The organism is Mesorhizobium sp. M0317, assembly GCF_040321555.1.
GTDB lineage: Bacteria > Pseudomonadota > Alphaproteobacteria > Rhizobiales > Rhizobiaceae > Mesorhizobium.
On sequence record NZ_JAMYRV010000004.1, the window covers coordinates 55,560 to 72,955 of the forward strand.

17 protein-coding genes are annotated in these 17,396 nt (G+C 63.7%); 10 read left to right on the top strand and 7 right to left on the bottom strand.

Going from position 1 to position 17,396, the window contains the following annotated elements:
- Nucleotides 1–174 precede the first annotated feature (174 nt).
- The 10 genes from NKI88_RS05590 to NKI88_RS05635 all read left to right on the top strand — a co-directional run bounded on the left by NKI88_RS05590 (nucleotide 175) and on the right by NKI88_RS05635 (nucleotide 9,887).
- A complete protein-coding gene (locus tag NKI88_RS05590; protein ID WP_023685103.1) occupies nucleotides 175–939 on the top strand; it encodes a DeoR/GlpR family DNA-binding transcription regulator in 765 nt (254 codons plus the stop codon).
- 157 nt (nucleotides 940–1,096) lie between these two features.
- On the top strand, nucleotides 1,097–1,282 hold the full coding sequence (locus tag NKI88_RS05595; RefSeq protein WP_156933986.1) for a hypothetical protein: 186 nt from the start codon (nucleotides 1,097–1,099) through the stop codon (nucleotides 1,280–1,282).
- A gap of 55 nt (nucleotides 1,283–1,337) precedes the next feature.
- Nucleotides 1,338–1,949 carry a DedA family protein gene (locus NKI88_RS05600; RefSeq protein ID WP_023692634.1) on the top strand — a complete coding sequence of 204 codons (612 nt, stop codon included), beginning with the start codon at nucleotides 1,338–1,340 and terminating at the stop codon, nucleotides 1,947–1,949.
- An 80-nt stretch (nucleotides 1,950–2,029) separates the two neighbouring features.
- The gene (locus NKI88_RS05605; protein WP_023673412.1) at nucleotides 2,030–2,941 is read left to right on the top strand and encodes a LysR family transcriptional regulator; all 912 of its coding nucleotides are present in this window, start codon (nucleotides 2,030–2,032) and stop codon (nucleotides 2,939–2,941) included.
- 210 nt (nucleotides 2,942–3,151) lie between these two features.
- Complete coding sequence (locus NKI88_RS05610; protein WP_352654126.1) at nucleotides 3,152–4,306, top strand: ABC transporter substrate-binding protein; 1,155 nt, start codon at nucleotides 3,152–3,154, stop codon at nucleotides 4,304–4,306.
- Nucleotides 4,307–4,512: 206 nt separating this feature from the next.
- Entirely contained in the window at nucleotides 4,513–5,511 is a 999-nt protein-coding gene (locus NKI88_RS05615; protein WP_023732490.1) for an ABC transporter ATP-binding protein, read from the top strand.
- Between the two features lie 220 nt (nucleotides 5,512–5,731).
- Nucleotides 5,732–6,697 (top strand): ABC transporter permease, encoded by a 966-nt coding sequence (locus NKI88_RS05620; RefSeq protein ID WP_023685099.1) that lies wholly within the window; start codon nucleotides 5,732–5,734, stop codon nucleotides 6,695–6,697.
- The gene (locus NKI88_RS05625) at nucleotides 6,687–7,502 is read left to right on the top strand and encodes an ABC transporter permease (RefSeq protein ID WP_023673416.1); all 816 of its coding nucleotides are present in this window, start codon (nucleotides 6,687–6,689) and stop codon (nucleotides 7,500–7,502) included. The genes NKI88_RS05620 and NKI88_RS05625 overlap by 11 nt, the downstream gene beginning before the upstream one ends.
- 105 nt (nucleotides 7,503–7,607) lie before the next feature.
- A complete protein-coding gene (locus NKI88_RS05630; RefSeq protein ID WP_352654129.1) occupies nucleotides 7,608–9,035 on the top strand; it encodes a gamma-aminobutyraldehyde dehydrogenase in 1,428 nt (475 codons plus the stop codon).
- Between the two features lie 153 nt (nucleotides 9,036–9,188).
- Nucleotides 9,189–9,887, top strand: coding sequence for a DUF3592 domain-containing protein (locus NKI88_RS05635; protein ID WP_023819543.1), 699 nt, complete (start codon nucleotides 9,189–9,191; stop codon nucleotides 9,885–9,887).
- 28 nt (nucleotides 9,888–9,915) lie between these two features.
- Here NKI88_RS05635 and NKI88_RS05640 read toward each other — a convergent pair whose 3' ends face one another.
- From NKI88_RS05640 to fdhF, 7 genes are all read right to left on the bottom strand, one after another.
- The gene (locus tag NKI88_RS05640) at nucleotides 9,916–10,230 is read right to left on the bottom strand and encodes a hypothetical protein (protein ID WP_286489065.1); all 315 of its coding nucleotides are present in this window, start codon (nucleotides 10,228–10,230) and stop codon (nucleotides 9,916–9,918) included.
- 55 nt (nucleotides 10,231–10,285) lie between these two features.
- Nucleotides 10,286–10,648, bottom strand: a complete 363-nt coding sequence (locus NKI88_RS05645; RefSeq protein ID WP_023688799.1) for a nuclear transport factor 2 family protein — start codon at nucleotides 10,646–10,648, stop codon at nucleotides 10,286–10,288.
- A gap of 76 nt (nucleotides 10,649–10,724) precedes the next feature.
- Nucleotides 10,725–11,204 carry a carboxymuconolactone decarboxylase family protein gene (locus NKI88_RS05650; RefSeq protein WP_352654131.1) on the bottom strand — a complete coding sequence of 160 codons (480 nt, stop codon included), beginning with the start codon at nucleotides 11,202–11,204 and terminating at the stop codon, nucleotides 10,725–10,727.
- A 108-nt stretch (nucleotides 11,205–11,312) separates the two neighbouring features.
- Nucleotides 11,313–12,866 carry an alpha/beta fold hydrolase gene (locus NKI88_RS05655; RefSeq protein WP_352654133.1) on the bottom strand — a complete coding sequence of 518 codons (1,554 nt, stop codon included), beginning with the start codon at nucleotides 12,864–12,866 and terminating at the stop codon, nucleotides 11,313–11,315.
- 136 nt (nucleotides 12,867–13,002) lie between these two features.
- Complete coding sequence (locus tag NKI88_RS05660) at nucleotides 13,003–13,317, bottom strand: formate dehydrogenase subunit delta (protein ID WP_023703522.1); 315 nt, start codon at nucleotides 13,315–13,317, stop codon at nucleotides 13,003–13,005.
- Nucleotides 13,307–14,137 (bottom strand): formate dehydrogenase accessory sulfurtransferase FdhD, encoded by an 831-nt coding sequence (fdhD, locus tag NKI88_RS05665; RefSeq protein WP_023749988.1) that lies wholly within the window; start codon nucleotides 14,135–14,137, stop codon nucleotides 13,307–13,309. Before fdhD ends, NKI88_RS05660 begins: the two co-directional genes overlap by 11 nt.
- Nucleotides 14,138–14,483: 346 nt before the next feature.
- Nucleotides 14,484–17,396, bottom strand: coding sequence for a formate dehydrogenase subunit alpha (fdhF, locus tag NKI88_RS05670; protein WP_352654135.1), 2,913 nt, complete (start codon nucleotides 17,394–17,396; stop codon nucleotides 14,484–14,486).

Sequence of the window (17,396 nt, forward strand, 5' to 3'; positions counted from 1 at the left end):
ACCCTCCCGTGGCAGTTCCGAAGCTGTCACGCCGTCAATGTCACGCCAGTGCTACCTAACTGTCAATGAAATGTTGTGACTTTTTTTGGGTGTTTTGCCCGAAACCACGAGCAATTCCTTTAAAAACGGCGGCATTGCCCTAAAACCGGGCAGGCCGCAAATTCAGGAAGCCAGATGATCCATTCGAAACGGCATGGCGAAATCCTCCGCCTCCTCAAGGAAGAGGGCACCGTCACCATTGCCAGCCTCGCCGACCGGCTGGGGGTTTCGCTTGAAACGGTGCGCCGGGATGTCAAGCCACTGACCGGCAATGGCTCGGTGCTCAAGATGCATGGCGCCATCGGCCTGCCGTCGATGGCCGGCGAAGCGCCGTTCGAGCGGCGCATGCGCGACAATGCGGAGGCCAAGCGGCTGATCGCCCGCATGGTCGCTGCCACCATTCGCGACGGTGAATCGGTCATGCTGGACACCGGCACCACGACCTCGTTCCTGGCCCGCGAACTGCTCGGCCACCGGCGGCTGACCGTGGTCACCAATTCATCCGACATCGCCCGCACGCTGGCCACCGTCAACGGCAACAAGGTCTATATGGCCGGCGGCGAATTGCGCAGCGATTCCGGAGCCGCCTTCGGCGCCTCGGCGATCGATTTCGTCAGCCGCTTCTCGGTCAGCCATGCGGTGATTTCGATCGGCGCCGTCGATGCCGCCGCAGGCCTTGCCGACTACGATCTGGAAGAGGCGGAGTTCGCCCGCATGGTGCTGTCGCGCGGCCAGCGCTCGCTGGTCATCACCGACCACACCAAGTTCGGTCGCCAGGGTCTAGTCCAGGTCTGCGGCTTCGACGGTTTTTCCGAACTCGCCACCGACCAGCCGCCGCCGCGCGACATTGCCTCGGCACTGGCCGAGGCTGGAGCGCGCCTCAGCATCGCTGCCGCCTAGCCAAACACCAGCGACTGGTGCGCCGCGATCCCGGCCCATGCCGCTACCCGATACCACGAAGGCGATGTTGTGCATCATGCGCGCCGCGTCGCCGGCCGCATAAGATGTCGTTCTGGTGAAAAATTGTTTTTCAATCATCCCGCTCTTCGCAATGTCCATGCAACTTGGCAGCCGCAAACAGCGCCTCGTCGAAATGCGGGCCGGGCGAATCGCCCGCATCAGCAATGAGGCCACCATGCTGCAAACGATGCCTTGTCTTTCCTGGACGCTTGCGCGCTCCGACCTGGAAGCGGACCCGGCTTGGCCGGACATTCCGCAACTTTCCGCCGGCGACGGTGTATGACGGTGTATAAGGTGTCCAGGATCAAGAACCTCAAAACCTATGACTGGCGCTTCGCATGACTGATCCACTGTCGGCGATCCTGGGCTTCGGCCTGCTTGGTGTCGGCTGTCTCGCCTTCACTGAAAAGATCCTGCCGCTGCCGCCCTCGCATGTGCTGCTGCTGTTCCTCGGCATGACGGCAGCCTCCGATCTCCTGGCGCTGGCGATCCTGCTTCTGGTGACGACGCTGTCCGCCATCACAGGCTGCCTTGTCTGGTATAGTGTGGGCCGTAGGATTGGATTGGATCGTGCCGACAGGCTGGTCGAGCGTTTCGGCAAATATGTCTGCTTGCGCTATGCGACCTACAGCAAGCTTGGTCAGGCCTACCGCCGCCATCATGTCCGGGTCTCCTTGCTGGCGCAGTTCATCCCGACGGTTCGCAACTATCTGCCGATCGCGGCCGGCGCGCTCCGTCTTCCACTCTTGCCCTTCGCGGCGGCGACGCTGCTCGGCGCCACGCTATGGAACACCGGCTTCCTCGTCACCGGCTACCTTATGCGCGGCAGCGGCCGGGATTCCTATGCCATCGGCTTTCGCATCATCGTCATCGTCCTGGCGCTGGAGACGGCGTTCATGCTCGCGCTTCGCTACGGTCCTGCCTGCCGGCGGCGCCTCGGGTTCGGCTGACCAGGAGGCGCCTCAAGCCGTATGGGTATAAGCTCCGCCTTCGGCTTTCCTTCCCCGGCGCGCCGGTGTTTAGTCCGGCCATGGCTTTCACCATCCGCCAGCTGCAGTTCTTCATTGCCGTCGCCGAGCAAGGCACGGTGTCGGGCGCCGCACAAAACCTCTCCATCTCGCAATCCTCGGTCACCGAGGCGATCAAGGAGCTGGAGAGCGATCTCGGCGTCGAATTGTTCGAGCGCCATCCGCGTGGCCTCAACATTACCCACAAAGGCCACCAGTTCCTGCGCCATGCGACCAAGATCCTGGCCGACGTCTCCGACGCGCGCCGCGCTTTTTCCGACGACCAGGTGGTGGCCGGCGGGCGGCTGCAGCTCGGCGTCACCTCGCTGGTCGCGGGCTATGTGCTGTCCGATCTGCTGGCGCGCTACCGCCGCGCCTATCCCGGCGTCGATGTCTCGGCCATCGAGGACAATGGCGACTATCTCGAACATCTGCTGATCGGCGGCAAGCTCGACATTGCCGTCATGGTCACCTCCAATTTGCGCGACCGCACCGCTCTGCAGTCGGAAATCCTCGAGGTCTCGGCCTACCGGCTGTGGGTCCCGCTCGGCCACAAGCTGGCCAGCGCCGACATTATCGGCATAGGCGACATTGCCGGCGAGCCGCTGATCATGCTGACCGTCGACGAGATCGAGGAGAACACCGGCAAGCTTCTGGCGGCGATCGGCGCCAGGCCGCATGTCGCCTTTCGCACCCGCTCGGTCGAAGCCGTTCGCAGCCTCGTCGCCACAGGTGCGGGCGTGGCGTTGCTGCCCGACCTAGTCTACCGGCCGTGGTCGCTGGAAGGCGACCGCATCGAATCGCGCGACATTTCGGGTTCCCTGCCGGTCGTCCAGGTCGGCATGGTCTGGCGCCGCGGCTCCGGTCTGCCGCAGGCGTCGCGCGACTTCATCGGCCTTGCCCAGTCGCAGCGTATGGTACGCCAGCAGCGTTGATAGGGTGCGTGGTATCTATCGGAAAAACCGATATCGCGTTTCTGATAAATGAATTTGCGAAACCGGAATTTTCCGAGCACTTTTCATGTCGGGGACGAAAGCCGCCATCAGAGCGGCAACGTGCCATCGGATGAACTGACGCTTTTCAGCCTGCGGCTGACTGCGGCGGCGACTCGCTTCGCAGTCAGGCGCCAAAATGGGAGATTGACGATGTACTCATTTCTGAAGACGTGCACGGCCTTGACGGTCGCGCTGACCTTTTCCGGTCAGGCCGTCGCCCAGGTCAAGGAGCTCGGCAACGGCGAAGGCGAGGTCAGCATCGTTGCCTGGCCGGGCTACATCGAGCGCGGCGAAACCGACAAGGGCTATGACTGGGTGACCTCCTTCGAGAAGGAGAGCGGCTGCAAGGTCAACGTCAAGACCGCGAACACCTCCGACGAGATGGTCTCGCTGATGAATGAGGGTGGGTTCGATCTAGTCACCGCTTCGGGTGACGCATCGCTGCGCCTCGTTGCCGGCAAGCGCGTGCAGCCGATCAACACCGATCTCATCCCGAGCTGGAAGGCGGTAGACGACCGTCTGAAGGATGCGCCCTGGTTCACCGTCGACAAGGTGCATTACGGCGTTCCCTATCAGTGGGGCCCGAACATCCTGATGTACAACACCGATGTCTTCAAGGAAGCGCCCAAGAGCTGGAACGTCGTCTTCGAGGAAATGAACCTGCCGGACGGCAAGTCCAACAAGGGCCGCGTCCAGGCCTATGACGGCCCGATCCACATCGCCGACGCCGCCAACTATTTGATGTTCCACAAGCCGGAACTCGGCATCAAGGACCCGTACGAACTGAACGAAGACCAGTACAAGGCAGCGCTCGAGCTGCTGCGTGTTCAGCGGACGCTGGTCGGCCGCTACTGGCATGACGCCGCCATCCAGGTCGACGACTTCCAGAACGAAGGCGTCGTCGCTTCCGGTTCGTGGCCTTACCAGGTCAACACGCTGGTTGCCGCCAAGAAGCCGGTCGCCTCGACCGTGCCGGAAGAAGGCGTCACCGGCTGGGCCGACACCACCATGATGGAGGCCGACGCCGCGCATCCCAACTGCGCCTATATGTGGCTTGAGCATTCGCTGTCGCCCAAGGTGCAAGGCGATGTCTCGGCCTGGTTCGGCTCGCTCCCCGTGGTGCCCGCTGCCTGCAAGGGCAACGAGCTGCTCGGCGAGGAAGGCTGCAAGACCAACGGCTACGAGAACTTCGACAAGATCAAGTTCTGGAAGACGCCGGTCTCGAAGTGCGCCACCCAGAACGACCAGTGCGTGCCCTACTACCGCTGGGTGTCCGACTATATCGGCGTCATCGGCGGGCGGTGAGCTCCCTTAACCCTCCCCCTTGTGGGGAGGGTCGACGCGCAGCGTCGGGGTGGGGGCAACGCTGACGTCCGGTGCTAGTCACCCCACCCGCGGCTTCGCCGCGACCTCCCCCATCGAGGGGGAGGTGAAGTGGCGTGCCCGCTGGCCTGATTGGTGGCGGCAAGAGCTATTTCGACGAACACAAACCGGCAACAGACGGACAGCCCATGACATCGGCCGTTTCCTTCCAGAAAGTCTCTCGCCATTTCGGCAGCGTGCGCGCCGTCGATGCGGTCGATCTCGATATCGTGCCGGGCGAGTTCTTCGCCATGCTCGGTCCGTCGGGGTCCGGCAAGACGACCTGCCTGCGCCTCATCGCCGGCTTCGAGCAGCCGACCTCGGGCTCGATCTCGATCTTCGGCGACCGCGCCGAGGGCGTGCCGCCCTATCGCCGCAACGTCAACACGGTGTTCCAGGACTACGCGCTGTTCCCGCATTTGAACGTGCTGGACAATGTCGCCTACGGGCTGATGGTCAAGGGCATCGCCAAGCCGCAGCGGCAGAAGGCGGCGGAAGAGGCGCTGTCATTGGTGCGGCTTCCAGGCTATGGCGCCCGCCGTCCCGGCCAGCTCTCCGGCGGCCAGCGCCAGCGCGTGGCGCTGGCCCGTGCGCTGGTCAACCAGCCCAAGGTGCTTCTGCTCGACGAGCCGCTCGGCGCGCTCGATCTCAAACTGCGCGAGAACATGCAGGAAGAGCTGAAGTCGCTGCAGAAGGCGCTCGGCATCACCTTCGTCTTCGTCACCCACGACCAGGGCGAAGCGCTGTCGATGGCCGACCGCGTCGCCGTCTTCAATGACGGCAAGATCATGCAGATCGGCACGCCGGAAGACATCTACCAGCGGCCGAAGACCCGCTTCGTCGCCGATTTCGTCGGCTCCTCCAACGTACTGCCGCCGGACTTCGTCCAGCGCTATTCCGGCCAGCACCGCTGGGGCAGCCTGCGTCCCGAATCCATCCGCATCGGCCGCGCCGCCAAAGGCGAGGGCGTCGCCGCGCGCCTGGTTGGAACCAACTATCTCGGCGCTACGACCAAGCTGGCGCTCGACGCCGACGGGTTGAGGCTGCACGCCATCGTGCCGGCCGGGACAAAGCTGCCGGCGGAAGGCGAAGCGGTGGTGCTGACGTTCAACCGCGAGCATTTGCATTTGATGGACGAGCCGGCATGATTGAGGTTTGCGCCAAGCACCCCCCTCTGTCCTGCCGGACATCTCCCCCTCAAGCGGGGAGATTGGCTGTTCCTCCCGGTTTCGCCAATCTTCAACGTTGGGGATTTGGCGAGGCAGCGAAACTGCTGATCTCCCCCCTTGAGGGGGAGATGTCCGGCAGGACAGAGGGGGGTGTGAAGGAACGCGGCTTCTCAGGGTTCCTTCAGCACGCGGTCGCCCGATGACCATCGCCGCGCTCAACTCAACCTCCGCCCCCGCCATCCTGCCCGGCAGCGGTGGCATGCGCGGCGCACTGTCGGACCTTTTCTGGCGCAAGCCGCAACTGCTGCTGTTCCTCATGCTGCTGCCGCCGGTTCTATGGCTCGGCGTTGTCTATATCGGCTCGTTGTTCGCACTTCTGGCGCAGAGCTTTTTTTCGATCGACGAGTTCTCCGGCCTCATCAACCACGAATTCACGCTGAAGACCTATGGCGACCTCTTCCAGCCCGCCAATCTCGACATCATACTGCGCACGGTGACGATGGCGGTTCTGGTCACGCTGGCCTCCGCCGTCATCGCCTTCCCCATTGCCTATTACGCGGCGCGCTATGCCCGCGGCCGGTGGAAGGCGCTGTTTTATCTCGGAATCATGCTGCCGCTATGGTCGAGTTACCTCGTCAAGATCTACGCCTGGAAGCTGATCCTCGCCAAGGAAGGCATTTTGACCTGGCTGCTCGCCAAATTGCATCTGCTCTGGGTGCTCGATGGCTGGCTGTCGCTGCCGGTCGTCGGCGGCAACTCTTTGTCGGTCTCCGCCACCGGCACCTTCATCGCTTTCGTCTATGTCTGGCTGCCGTTCATGATCCTGCCGGTGCAGGCGGCATTGGAGCGCGTGCCCGGCAATCTGGTCGAGGCGTCCTCCGATCTCGGCGCATCGCCGGGCCAGACCTTCCGCAACGTGCTGTTCCCGCTGGCGCTGCCCGGCATCGTCGCCGGCTCGATCTTCACCTTCTCGCTGACGCTGGGCGACTACATCATCCCACAGATCATCGGCACATCGCGGCTGTTCATCGGGCAGGCCGTCTATTCGCAGCAAGGCACAGCCGGCAACATCCCGCTCGCCGCTGCCTTCACCGTCGTGCCCATCGTCATCATGGGTTTCTATCTCTGGGGCGCCAAGCGCATGGGGGCCTTCGATGCGCTCTGACGGTTCGCAATCCGCTCCGCTCGGCCTCAAGATCGCTGCCGCCTGCGGCCTGCTGTTCCTGCATCTGCCGATCTTGTTAATCTTCGTCTACGCCTTCACCACGGAAGAGAAGAGCTTCGTCTGGCCGCCGCCGGGGCTGACCACACAATGGTTCGCCGTCACCTGGAACCGGCCGGATGTCTGGCAGGCGCTGTCGCTTTCGGTCCGTGTCGCCGCCATCTCGACCGCGATTGCCTTGATACTGGGCACGCTGTGCGCCGCCGCCGTGTCACGGACGAAATTCTTCGGCCGCGAGACGATCTCGCTGCTCGTCATCCTGCCGATCGCGCTGCCCGGCATCATCACCGGCATCGCGTTGCGCTCGGCCTTCTCGCTAGCCGACATCCCGTTCTCGTTCTGGACGATCGTGCTCGGCCACGCCACCTTCTGCGTTGTCGTCGTCTACAACAATGCGGTCGCCCGTTTCCGCCGCACTTCCGGCTCAATGATCGAGGCCTCGATGGATCTCGGCGCCGACGGCTTCCAGACCTTCCGGCACGTCGTGCTGCCCAACATCGCCACCGCTCTGCTTGCCGGGGGGATGCTCGCCTTCGCGCTCTCCTTCGACGAGGTCATCGTCACCACCTTCACCGCCGGCCAGCAGCAGACCGTGCCGATCTGGATGCTGGAAGAGCTGATCCGCCCACGCCAGCGTCCGGTCACCAATGTCGTCGCCATGGTCGTGGTGCTGGTGACGCTGCTGCCCATCCTTGCCGCCTATTACCTGACCCGCGACGGCGACCAGATCGCCGGTTCGGGCAAATGAAGAACAGCGAATAGGGAGTAGCGAATAGCGAATAGGGGAGATTGCACGACCAGCCCTATTCGCTACTCGCTATTCGCTACTCGCTCCTGACCGAGGAGAACCTGCATGGACACCCAGATGCTGATCGGCTCGAAGTTCGAGAACGGCACCGAGACCGAGGAGCCGATTCTGAATCCAAAGACCGGGGCGACCATTCTCAACCTGCCTGAAGCAAGCCAGGCGCAGATCGAGGCGGCTGTTACTGCCGCCGGGCGAGCATTCGTCTTGTGGTCACGCACAACGCCGGCGCAGCGCTCCGGCTATCTCCTCAAGATCGCCGACCGCATCGAGGCCAACGCGCGGGAGTTCGCGGCGCTCGAGGCGCTGAATTGCGGCAAGCCGATCAACGCCGTGCTCAATGACGAGATCCCGGCGATCGTCGACTGCTATCGTTTCTTTGCCGGCGCTGTGCGTTCGATGCCGGGCGTGGTCGCCGGCGAATACATTCCCGGCCACACCTCGATGGTGCGGCGCGACCCGATCGGCATCGTCGCTTCCATCGCGCCGTGGAACTATCCACTGATGATGATGGCCTGGAAGCTGGCGCCGGCCATTGCCGGCGGCAACACCGTCGTCTTCAAGCCGTCGGAGCAGACGCCGCTGACGGCGCTGAAGCTGGCCAGGATCCTGGCCGAGGTTCTGCCCGAGGGCGTCGTCAATGTCGTGCTCGGCCGCGGCGACAGCGTCGGCAACACGCTGATTAATCACGCCAAGGTCAACATGATTTCGATCACCGGCGACGTCGCCACGGGCAAGAAGGTGCTGCAGGCCGCCGCCAAGTCGGTCAAGCGCACGCATCTGGAACTCGGCGGCAAGGCGCCGGTCATCGTTTTCGACGACGCCGACCTCGGCGGCGTGGTCAACGGCCTGCGCGCTTTCGGCTACTACAATGCCGGGCAGGATTGTACAGCCGCCTGCCGCATCTATGCCGGCAAGAAGATCTACGACAAGCTCGTCGCCGATCTCTCATCTGCCGTCTCGACCATCAAATACAACCAGCCCGACGACACCGAAAACGAGATCGGCCCGCTGATCTCGCGCCGCCAGCGCGATCGCGTGTCGAGCTTCGTCGAGCGCGCTTCGGAACTCAAGCACATCGAGATCACCACCGGCGGCAAGCCGGGCGAAGGCTCCGGCTTCTATTACCAGCCGACGGTGGTTGCCGGCGCGCTGCAGGAAGACGAGATCGTGCGCCGCGAAGTGTTCGGTCCGGTCGTCTCCATCACCCGCTTCTCCGAAGTCGATGAAGCTGTGAACTGGGCCAATGACAGCGACTACGGCCTGGCATCCTCGGTGTGGACCAAGAACGTCTCGCGCGCCATGGCGACGGCCGCCCGTCTGCAATATGGCTGCACCTGGATCAACACCCATTTCATGCTGACCAACGAGATGCCGCATGGCGGGCTGAAGCAGTCTGGCTACGGCAAGGACATGTCTCTCTATGCGCTGGAGGATTATACCGCCGTTCGTCATGTGATGGTGGCGCATGGGTAGAGGCCGCCAATATCTCTAAAATATTCGCCAACCCGTTTTCTGTACATTAAGCGAGAGTTACTTTTGCGGTACGCCGGGAGTTCACGATTTACTGAATATTCAACCTGAACGAGCAGCCTCTTGCCGGGAAACCGCGCGGCGAGGGGTTTGCGCATGAACACGACCAAGATCAAGCTGGTACTCATTGGCGGCTTCTGTCTGCTGATCGCTGTGTTCGGCGGCAAGGACATGATCAAGAAGAGCGGCTGGCCCGAGGCGCCTGCTGAAATCCTCGCGGTCAATGTCGAATGCGACATGGAATCGACCGCCCACAAGATTGTCTACAAGACCGTCAGCACCGCCACGATCCCGTGCGAACTGGTGGATGCGTTCAAGACGGTTCATGCTGACAAAGAGTGGAAGGTGACCCAGAAATTCACCGGCACCTTGCGCGTCGGCACCGGCGCCGACGCCGTCGAGGCCACGATGGAGCTGAACAAGAACGGTGCCCGCGAACCGCAGGTCGGCGACAAGCTCACCGTCGTCCAGAACCCCGCCAACCCCACCCAGATCGAACGCACCGGCATGACCGGCACGCGTTTGACGATCGTCATTGGGGCTGGACTGCTCGGCGCGTTGCTTCTCTATCTTGCTTTCAAACCCCGCCGGCGGATGTCGACCTCCGCCGTGGCGGGCAACCCTGCCGGAGATGCCGGCGCGGACCAGCGCGCGCGCCAGGCCGACGCCTTGATAGCGGCGGCCCTGGCCAAGCAGGCCACATTGCCCAATCAGCCAGCACGTGTCGCGGCTGCCGGATTGGCCAGGGAAGGGCGGTTCTCGGGGCAGCGGACGAGTTTCGGCCGCCGCAACTGATGGCCGAAAACCGATGCACCCGCCACCGCTACTCCACGATGCGATAGATGTTCCAAAGGCTGGTGCCTGAAACGACGTAGGGCTCCATCTCCTTGCCCCATTTAGCGTGGGCGTCGATCTTGCCGATCCTGGCGAAGAAACCCTCCAGCTGGGCAAGGCTTTCGACCTGATGATGCGATTCGACCGTCGCTTCCCGAGCTCCGATCGAACCGGTCATGATCTGGAACTCGAGATCGGCAATGCCGACCTGAGAGCCGATCTCGCGTTCCCATTTCTTCAACAGGTCGAGCACGGTCTGCTTGTGCCCGAACTTGGCGTCGATCTGCCATCTGGCGCTGAACATTTTTGTCTCCTCCAGTTTTGCGGCCCAAACCGCGGTTGATCTTTCCGCGGTGGAACTACTCGTCCCAGGCCTGCACGACGGTCTGTCGTGCAATCCGCCCATTCTTCAGCTCCAGCATCGCCGCGCAGAACACTTTCGTTCCGTCCGGATAGGCGCAGGCCTGGGTGAAGGCGAGATTGTCGCCATCGGCGATGGTGGTGTCGACCTTGTGGGTCATCGCCCGGCTGCAGATGTCGTCCCAGAAGGTGCTGATCGCCGCCCGGCCGCGGATCTCGCGCGGCTTGCTCGGCGGATTGTTGCGGTCGATCACCCGCACCAGTGCGTCGTCGGCATAGAAGCTAGCGAGCATCCTGCCGTCCCGTCCTTCGATCGCTTTCTTGATCGCCGCGCCGTCCACGCTCTGCGTCTTGGTCAGCATCTTCTCCTCCATGGCCCGTTGATCGGGCGGTTGAATGATCACAAGCAATGCCCGGCGCACCGCCCGGCATTTTCTTTCACTGCGACTTGGCTTTGACGGCTGCGAACACGCCGCCGGTCTGTTGTTTGAAGGTCGCGAAATCGACCTGGCTGCCGTTGAGCATCGTCGACCAGTGGCGCACGATGGCCGCCATCGCGATCGCTTCCTTGATCTCCTCATCGGTCGCGCCATTGAGCTTGGCGGCCTCGGTGTGGAAATAAATGCAGTACTGGCAGGGGATCTGCGAGGCGACGGCCAGCCCCAGCAGTTCCTTGGTCTTGCCGTCGAGCGCGGTCTTGGGGTTGAGCTGCACACCCTTGATCTCGGCCCAGGCGCCGGCAACCGCGACATCCGGCAGCGTCTTGAACATGTCCGGCACCGAGCCGAGCGTCGCCTCGATGTCCTTGTAGGCAGCGGCCGCCGAGGCATCCTCGGCCTGGGCGGGAGCGATCGTGAACAGCACTCCAACGCCTGCCGCTATCACCAGCGATTTGATCGACCTGTTTGACTTCAGCATTGCATCCTCCGTCCGCAGTGCCTTTCTGGCGACATCCGCCTGGCCTGCATGGAGAGAATTGGTACGCTCGGATACTCCTGGCCGCTTCGCCCGAAAGCGCCATGGTCCCTATGGCCCGTCCGGGCCAGCCTGCCTGGCGGAAAATGCCGCTGCCGCTGCCCGTGACGGCAAATCGAGCTTCAGCAATATGTTGGCGACATGACGCTTGACCGTATGCTCGCTGAGCCTCAACTCGGCGGCGATCGCGGCATTGCTCTTGCCGTCGGCGATCAGGATCACCACCTCGCTTTCGCGCGCCGTCAGTTGAGCCGGCTCGGCGGGTTTCGCCTTGGGGCGGCAGGCCGGCTCCAGGTGCTGTTCCGACGTCGCCTGGACCAGCGCCAGCGGCTCGTCCAACTCATCCACCGTGACACGCCCGGCATCGATGAAATGCAGGCCGGACCCCGCCGCCAGATCGGCGGCCAGCCGCGACGCCAGAATGTCGCCGCGCCCGGCATGGGCGGCGATCTGCATCGTCACCCGTGCCATCAGCCCCACCGGCGGCCCGCGCGTTTCGACCTCACCGACATGGGCGCCCTGGGCGCTTGCAATGCCCATATGTTGCGCCGCATCGCGCAGTGCCGCCGCGCAGCGTATGGCCCGCGCCGGCCCGTCGAAGCGCGAGATCATCAATTCGCCACGGATGCCAGCGACGCGTCCGCCATGACGGCCGACCAGCTGCCGCCAGCTCTCCTGGAAGCGCTCGCTACGTTCGCTCCACATGCGGTCGCCAACCCGCGCCGTGTCGTAGATGCGTGTCGCCAGAAGAGCGGCAAGCACGCGCTCCGCTTCGGCCACGGCACGCTCGCCGGTCAGGAATTCCTCGATCAGGTCGGCCACCCGGTCGACATCGCCGGTCCAGATCGGGTGGTCGCGCCCGGGGACCTCGACCAGTCGCGCATTGGCGATCTCTTTCGCCAGGAAGCGGCTGGCGTCCGGGTCGACCCGCGCGTCGTTGCGGCGATGAATGAGCAGTGTCGGTGCGCCGATCGCCGAAAGCACGCCGCGCACATCGATTCCGGCATTCATCCGGGCAAGGGCTGCCGCTGCCGTCGGACTGGCCGACAGCCGCTCGAAGCGGGCCCACCACTGGGTGAAATGCGCATCATCTACCCGGCCGGGAGCGAAGTTGGGCAGTGTGGCGCCCGTGCCCCATTCCGTGCCGGCCGTCGCGATGAAGGCCTCGAGGCGCTCCGGCGACATCACCCATTTGTGGAAATGCGCATAACCGCCATAGAGCGCCAGCGCTCGTGTCCGTTCCGGATAGGTGGCGGCAAACAACATTGCCATCGGCGCGCCTTCCGAAGCGCCGAGCAAGGCCGCGCGGCCGCTGCCGGTGGCATCCATCACCGCGCGCACATCGTCCATGCGGGTTTCGAGGCTGGGCAGGTGGCGTGGGTCGACGCGGTCGGACAGGCCGGTGCCGCGCTTGTCGAACAGGATCAGCCGCGAGAACGCCGAGAGCCGTTTCAAGAGCCTGGCGTAGCCCTCGTCTTCCCAATGCAGGTCGAGATTGGAAATGAAGCCGGGCACGAAAACCAGGTCGAACGATCCCTGGCCGACCACCTGATAGGCGATCCGCACGTCGCCGCTGAGGGCATATCGCGTCTCGATCGGCCTCACGTTGCTATCCCGCCCGGCCAGACGATTTCTGATCGTCGACCATAGCAGACGCCTGCCGGATGCGGCAGCCAAACTTTAGAAGACAGGAATATAGCCCGCGGCGCGAGCCGTGTTCGCCCGCCATTTCTGGGGCAGGCTATTTCTGGGGAGCGACGCTCTCTGCACCCGTGGGTTGGACGTAGCCGATGCTCACATCGGCCTGCTCCTCGGTCTTCGGCCGCTTGATCCTGGCCGAGGCCACGACGACGAGTTCGTCAAAACCTTCGCCGCCGCTGTCCAGCATCTCGAAGAACTGCCGGCGCATCCTGGGCTCCCAGAACTTGTTGATGTGCTCGGCCACGCCCGCCACACCTTCCTCGCGGGGCCTTGAATGGAAGAAGGCGGCGATCTGGTTGGCCATGCGCACCAGCTTTTCCCCGGTGCTCGTGATGTGTTCTTCGTCATGCGACATGCTGGGCAACTCCCAAGACCACCCGTTTAGGGTGGGTGAAAACATCGAAATCGTCGCCGCGCACCAGCGCCACCAGCGTCATGCCGGCCTCTTCGGCGGTGCGGATGGCAAGGGCTGTCGGCGCCGACACGGCGATGATGAAGGCGGAGCCGATCGCCCCCGTTTTCTGCACCATCTCCACCGAGACGCGTGATGTCACCACCACCGCGCCCGATGCACCGTCAATGCCGGCCTTGGCCAGCGCGCCGGCCAGTTTGTCCAGCGCATTGTGCCGGCCGACATCCTCGCGCGCCATGACGATGCCTTTGCCGGGAATGTAGAAGCCCGCTGCATGCACGGCGCCGGTTTCTGAATGCAGAGGCTGCACCTTGGATAAAAGTTTTACCGAACGGGTGATGTCGTCGGCTTCAAGCGTAAGCTTGGACGCACTAACCTTATCGACCGAGCGCATCGCTTCCTCGATGGATTCGATGCCGCACAGCCCGCAGCCGACCGGGCCGGCGAGCCGCCGCCGCCGCGCCTCGAAGCGCGTATTGGCCTGGTCCTTCAGCCGGATCTGGATATCGATGCCGGCGCCATGGTCCTCGACCTCGATCGCATCGATTTCGTCAGGCAAGGCTATGATGCCTTCGGTCAGCGAGAAGCCGAGCGCGAAATCCTCGAAGTCGGCCGGGCTCGCCATCATCACCGCATGGGTGGTGCCGGCAAAGGAGAACGCCACCGGCGTCTCCTCCGGCACCATGCGGTTGGCCACCGCAGTGCCGCTGGCGCGGTGGGCAAGGCGAGAGATTTGGGTGGTGGCTTGGCGTTTTCGGGTCACGAGGCGCGCCCCTCTGCCCTGTTCGTCCTTAGCACTAGCTGTGGAGGCTCGCGCCTTTCCTCTCCCCCGTCGATTGGGGGAGAGGTGTCAGGCGAAGCTTGACGGAGTGGGGGGCGACTGCTCGCCAGATAGGCCGGTTTGCCTGCTCTTTGGGTTGTGCGCGACTTTCGACGGCTGCGTGTTGCGGGGCCGGCTTCCCCCACTCCGTCGCCGCTTCGCGGCGCCACCTCTCCCCCCTCCGGAGGGAGAGGAAAGGCGCCATGCGGCTTAAGCTCTCCTTCCTGACGGAGTGGGGGTCGACCAACCGTCAAGATTGAAGCTCTCATTGTCGAACGCCGTGGCAAGACTACTCCGCCGCTTCCAGCTTTGCGATGCGGCGGCTCTGCTCGGCCTGCTCGTTATAGTCGCGCTGCCAGTCCGAAGGCCCGTTGGAGGCGCCGACCTGCACCGCGGTCACCTTGTACTCCGGGCAGTTGGTCGCCCAGTCGGAGAAGTCGGTGGTGATGACGTTGGCCTGCGTGTCGGGATGGTGGAACGTTGTGTAGACCACACCTGGCGACACCCGGTCGGTGATCAGCGCACGCAGCGTCGTCTCACCCGAACGGCTGGTCAGCCGCACCCAGTCGCCATCGCGCAGGCCGCGGTTCTCGGCGTCGTGCGGATGGATCTCCAGCCGGTCCTCCGAGTGCCACATGACGTTTTCGGTGCGCCTTGTCTGCGCACCGACATTGTACTGGCTGAGGATGCGACCGGTGGTCAGCAGCAACGGGAAACGCGGCCCGGTCCGCTCGTCGGTCGCCACATATTCAGTGCGGATGAACTTGCCCTTGCCACGCACGAAGCCGCCGATATGCATGATCGGCGTGCCGAGCGGCGCCTTCTCGTTGCAGGGCCATTGCACCGATCCGACACGGTCGAGCAGATCGAAGGAGACGCCGGCGAAGCTTGGCGTCGTTTTGGCGATCTCGTCCATGATTTCGGAGGGATGCTGGTAGTTCCAATCCAGCCCGATCGCGCGGGCAAGCTCCTGTGTCGCTTCCCAGTCGGCATAGCGCGCCTTCGGCTCCAGCACCTTGCGCACCATGTTGATGCGGCGCTCGGCATTTGTGAAGGTGCCGTCCTTTTCCAGGAAGGTCGAGCCCGGCAGGAAGACATGCGCGTAGTTCGCTGTCTCGTTGAGGAACAGGTCGTGCACGACGACGCATTCCATCGCCGCCAGGCCAGCCGCGACATGCTTGGTATCAGGGTCGGACTGCAGGATGTCCTCGCCCTGGATGTAGATGCCCTTGAAGGAGCCGTCGACGGCGGCATCGAGCATGTTGGGGATGCGCAGGCCTGGTTCGTCGTCGAGCTTCACCCCCCACAACGTCTCATAGATGTCGCGCACCGCCTCGCCGGAGATGTGGCGGTAGCCCGGCAGTTCATGCGGGAACGAGCCCATGTCGCAGGAACCCTGCACGTTGTTCTGGCCGCGCAGCGGGTTCACCCCGACGCCGGGACGGCCGATATTGCCGGTCGCCATGGCAAGGTTGGCGATAGCCATAACCGTGGTCGAACCCTGGCTGTGTTCGGTGACGCCGAGGCCGTAATAAATCGCGCCATTGCCGCCCTTGGCATAGAGCCGTGCAGCACCTCGGATCAGTTCGGGATCGACGCCGGACAGCTTGCCCACCATTTCGGGGCTGTTTTCCGGCAAGGCGACGAAAGAAGCCCAATCCTGGAACTCCGCCCAGTCGCAGCGATCGCGGATGAAGGCTTCGTCGAAAAGCCCTTCGGTAACGATGACATGCGCCAGCGCCGTCAGCACCGCCACGTTGGTGCCCGGCTTCAGCGGCAGGTGATAGTCGGCCTCGATATGCGCCGACTTGACCATTTCGGTGCGGCGCGGATCGAGCACGATCAGCTTGGCGCCCTGGCGCAGCCGCTTCTTCAGCCGCGAGGCGAACACCGGGTGGGCGGAAGCCGGATTGGCGCCGATGATGACGGCGACATCGGTGAAGTCGACGGAATCGAAATCCTGCGTGCCGGCCGAGGTGCCATAGGTCTGGCCGAGGCCGTAGCCGGTCGGCGAGTGGCAGACGCGAGCGCAGGTGTCGACATTGTTGTTGCGGAAGCCTTGGCGCACCAGCTTCTGCACCAGATAGGTCTCTTCATTCGTGCAGCGCGAGGACGTGATACCGCCGATCGAGGTGCGGCCGTATTGATACTGGATACGGCGGAATTCCTTGGCCGTATGGGCGATGGCCTCTTCCCAACTCACTTCGCGCCAGGGATCGCTGACCTTTTCCCGGATCATAGGCGACAGGATGCGGTCCTTGTGGGTGGCATAGCCATAGGCGAAACGGCCCTTCACGCAGGAGTGGCCGTGGTTCGCCTTGCCGTCCTTGTAGGGCATCATGCGAATGACTTCGTCGTCCTTCACTTCTGCCTTGAACGAGCAGCCGACGCCGCAATAGGCGCAGGTGGTGACAGCGGAACGCTCGGGCATGCCTTTCTCAAGCACGGTCTTTTCACGCAGCGCATCGGTCGGACAGGCCTGCACGCAGGCGCCGCAGGATACGCATTCGGAGGCGATAAAATCCTCGTGCATGCCGGCGACCATGCGCGATTCGAAACCGCGGCCCTCGATCGTCAGCGCGAAGGTGCCTTGCACCTCTTCGCAGGCCCGCACGCAGCGCGAGCACACGATACATTGCGCCGGATCATAGGTGAAATAGGGGTTGGACTCATCGCGGGCGATGTAGTCGACCGCCAGCGAGCCATGGCCGGGCGCGACGCCGTTTTCCTGCTTGACGTGGTTGCGGCCCTCGATGCCGAAGCGGTTCTCGGTCAGGCCGACAGACTTCGCCACAACGTCGAACTCGCTGGCCCCGGTACCGGCCTTCTCGTTCCAGCCGGTCGGGTGGTCGGAGACGTAAAGCTCCATGACACCGCGGCGGATGGCGTCGAGCCGCTCGGATTGCGTGCGCACCACCATGCCTTCGCCGACGGGCGTCGTGCAGGATGCCGGCGTGCCGCCGCGCCCGTCGATCTCGACCAGGCAGACGCGGCAGGAGCCGAACGAGTCCAGCATGTCCGTGGCACAGAGTTTTGGGATCTCGACCCCGCCTTCCATCGCCGCGCGCATGATCGACGTACCCTCCGGCACGCTGATGCTGCGGCCGTCGACGATCAGCGTAACCTGCTTTTGCGCCTTCGATTCCGGGGTTCCGTAATCGAGTTCTTCGATGAGTGTCGGGAAGTCGGCCTTGATATTCAT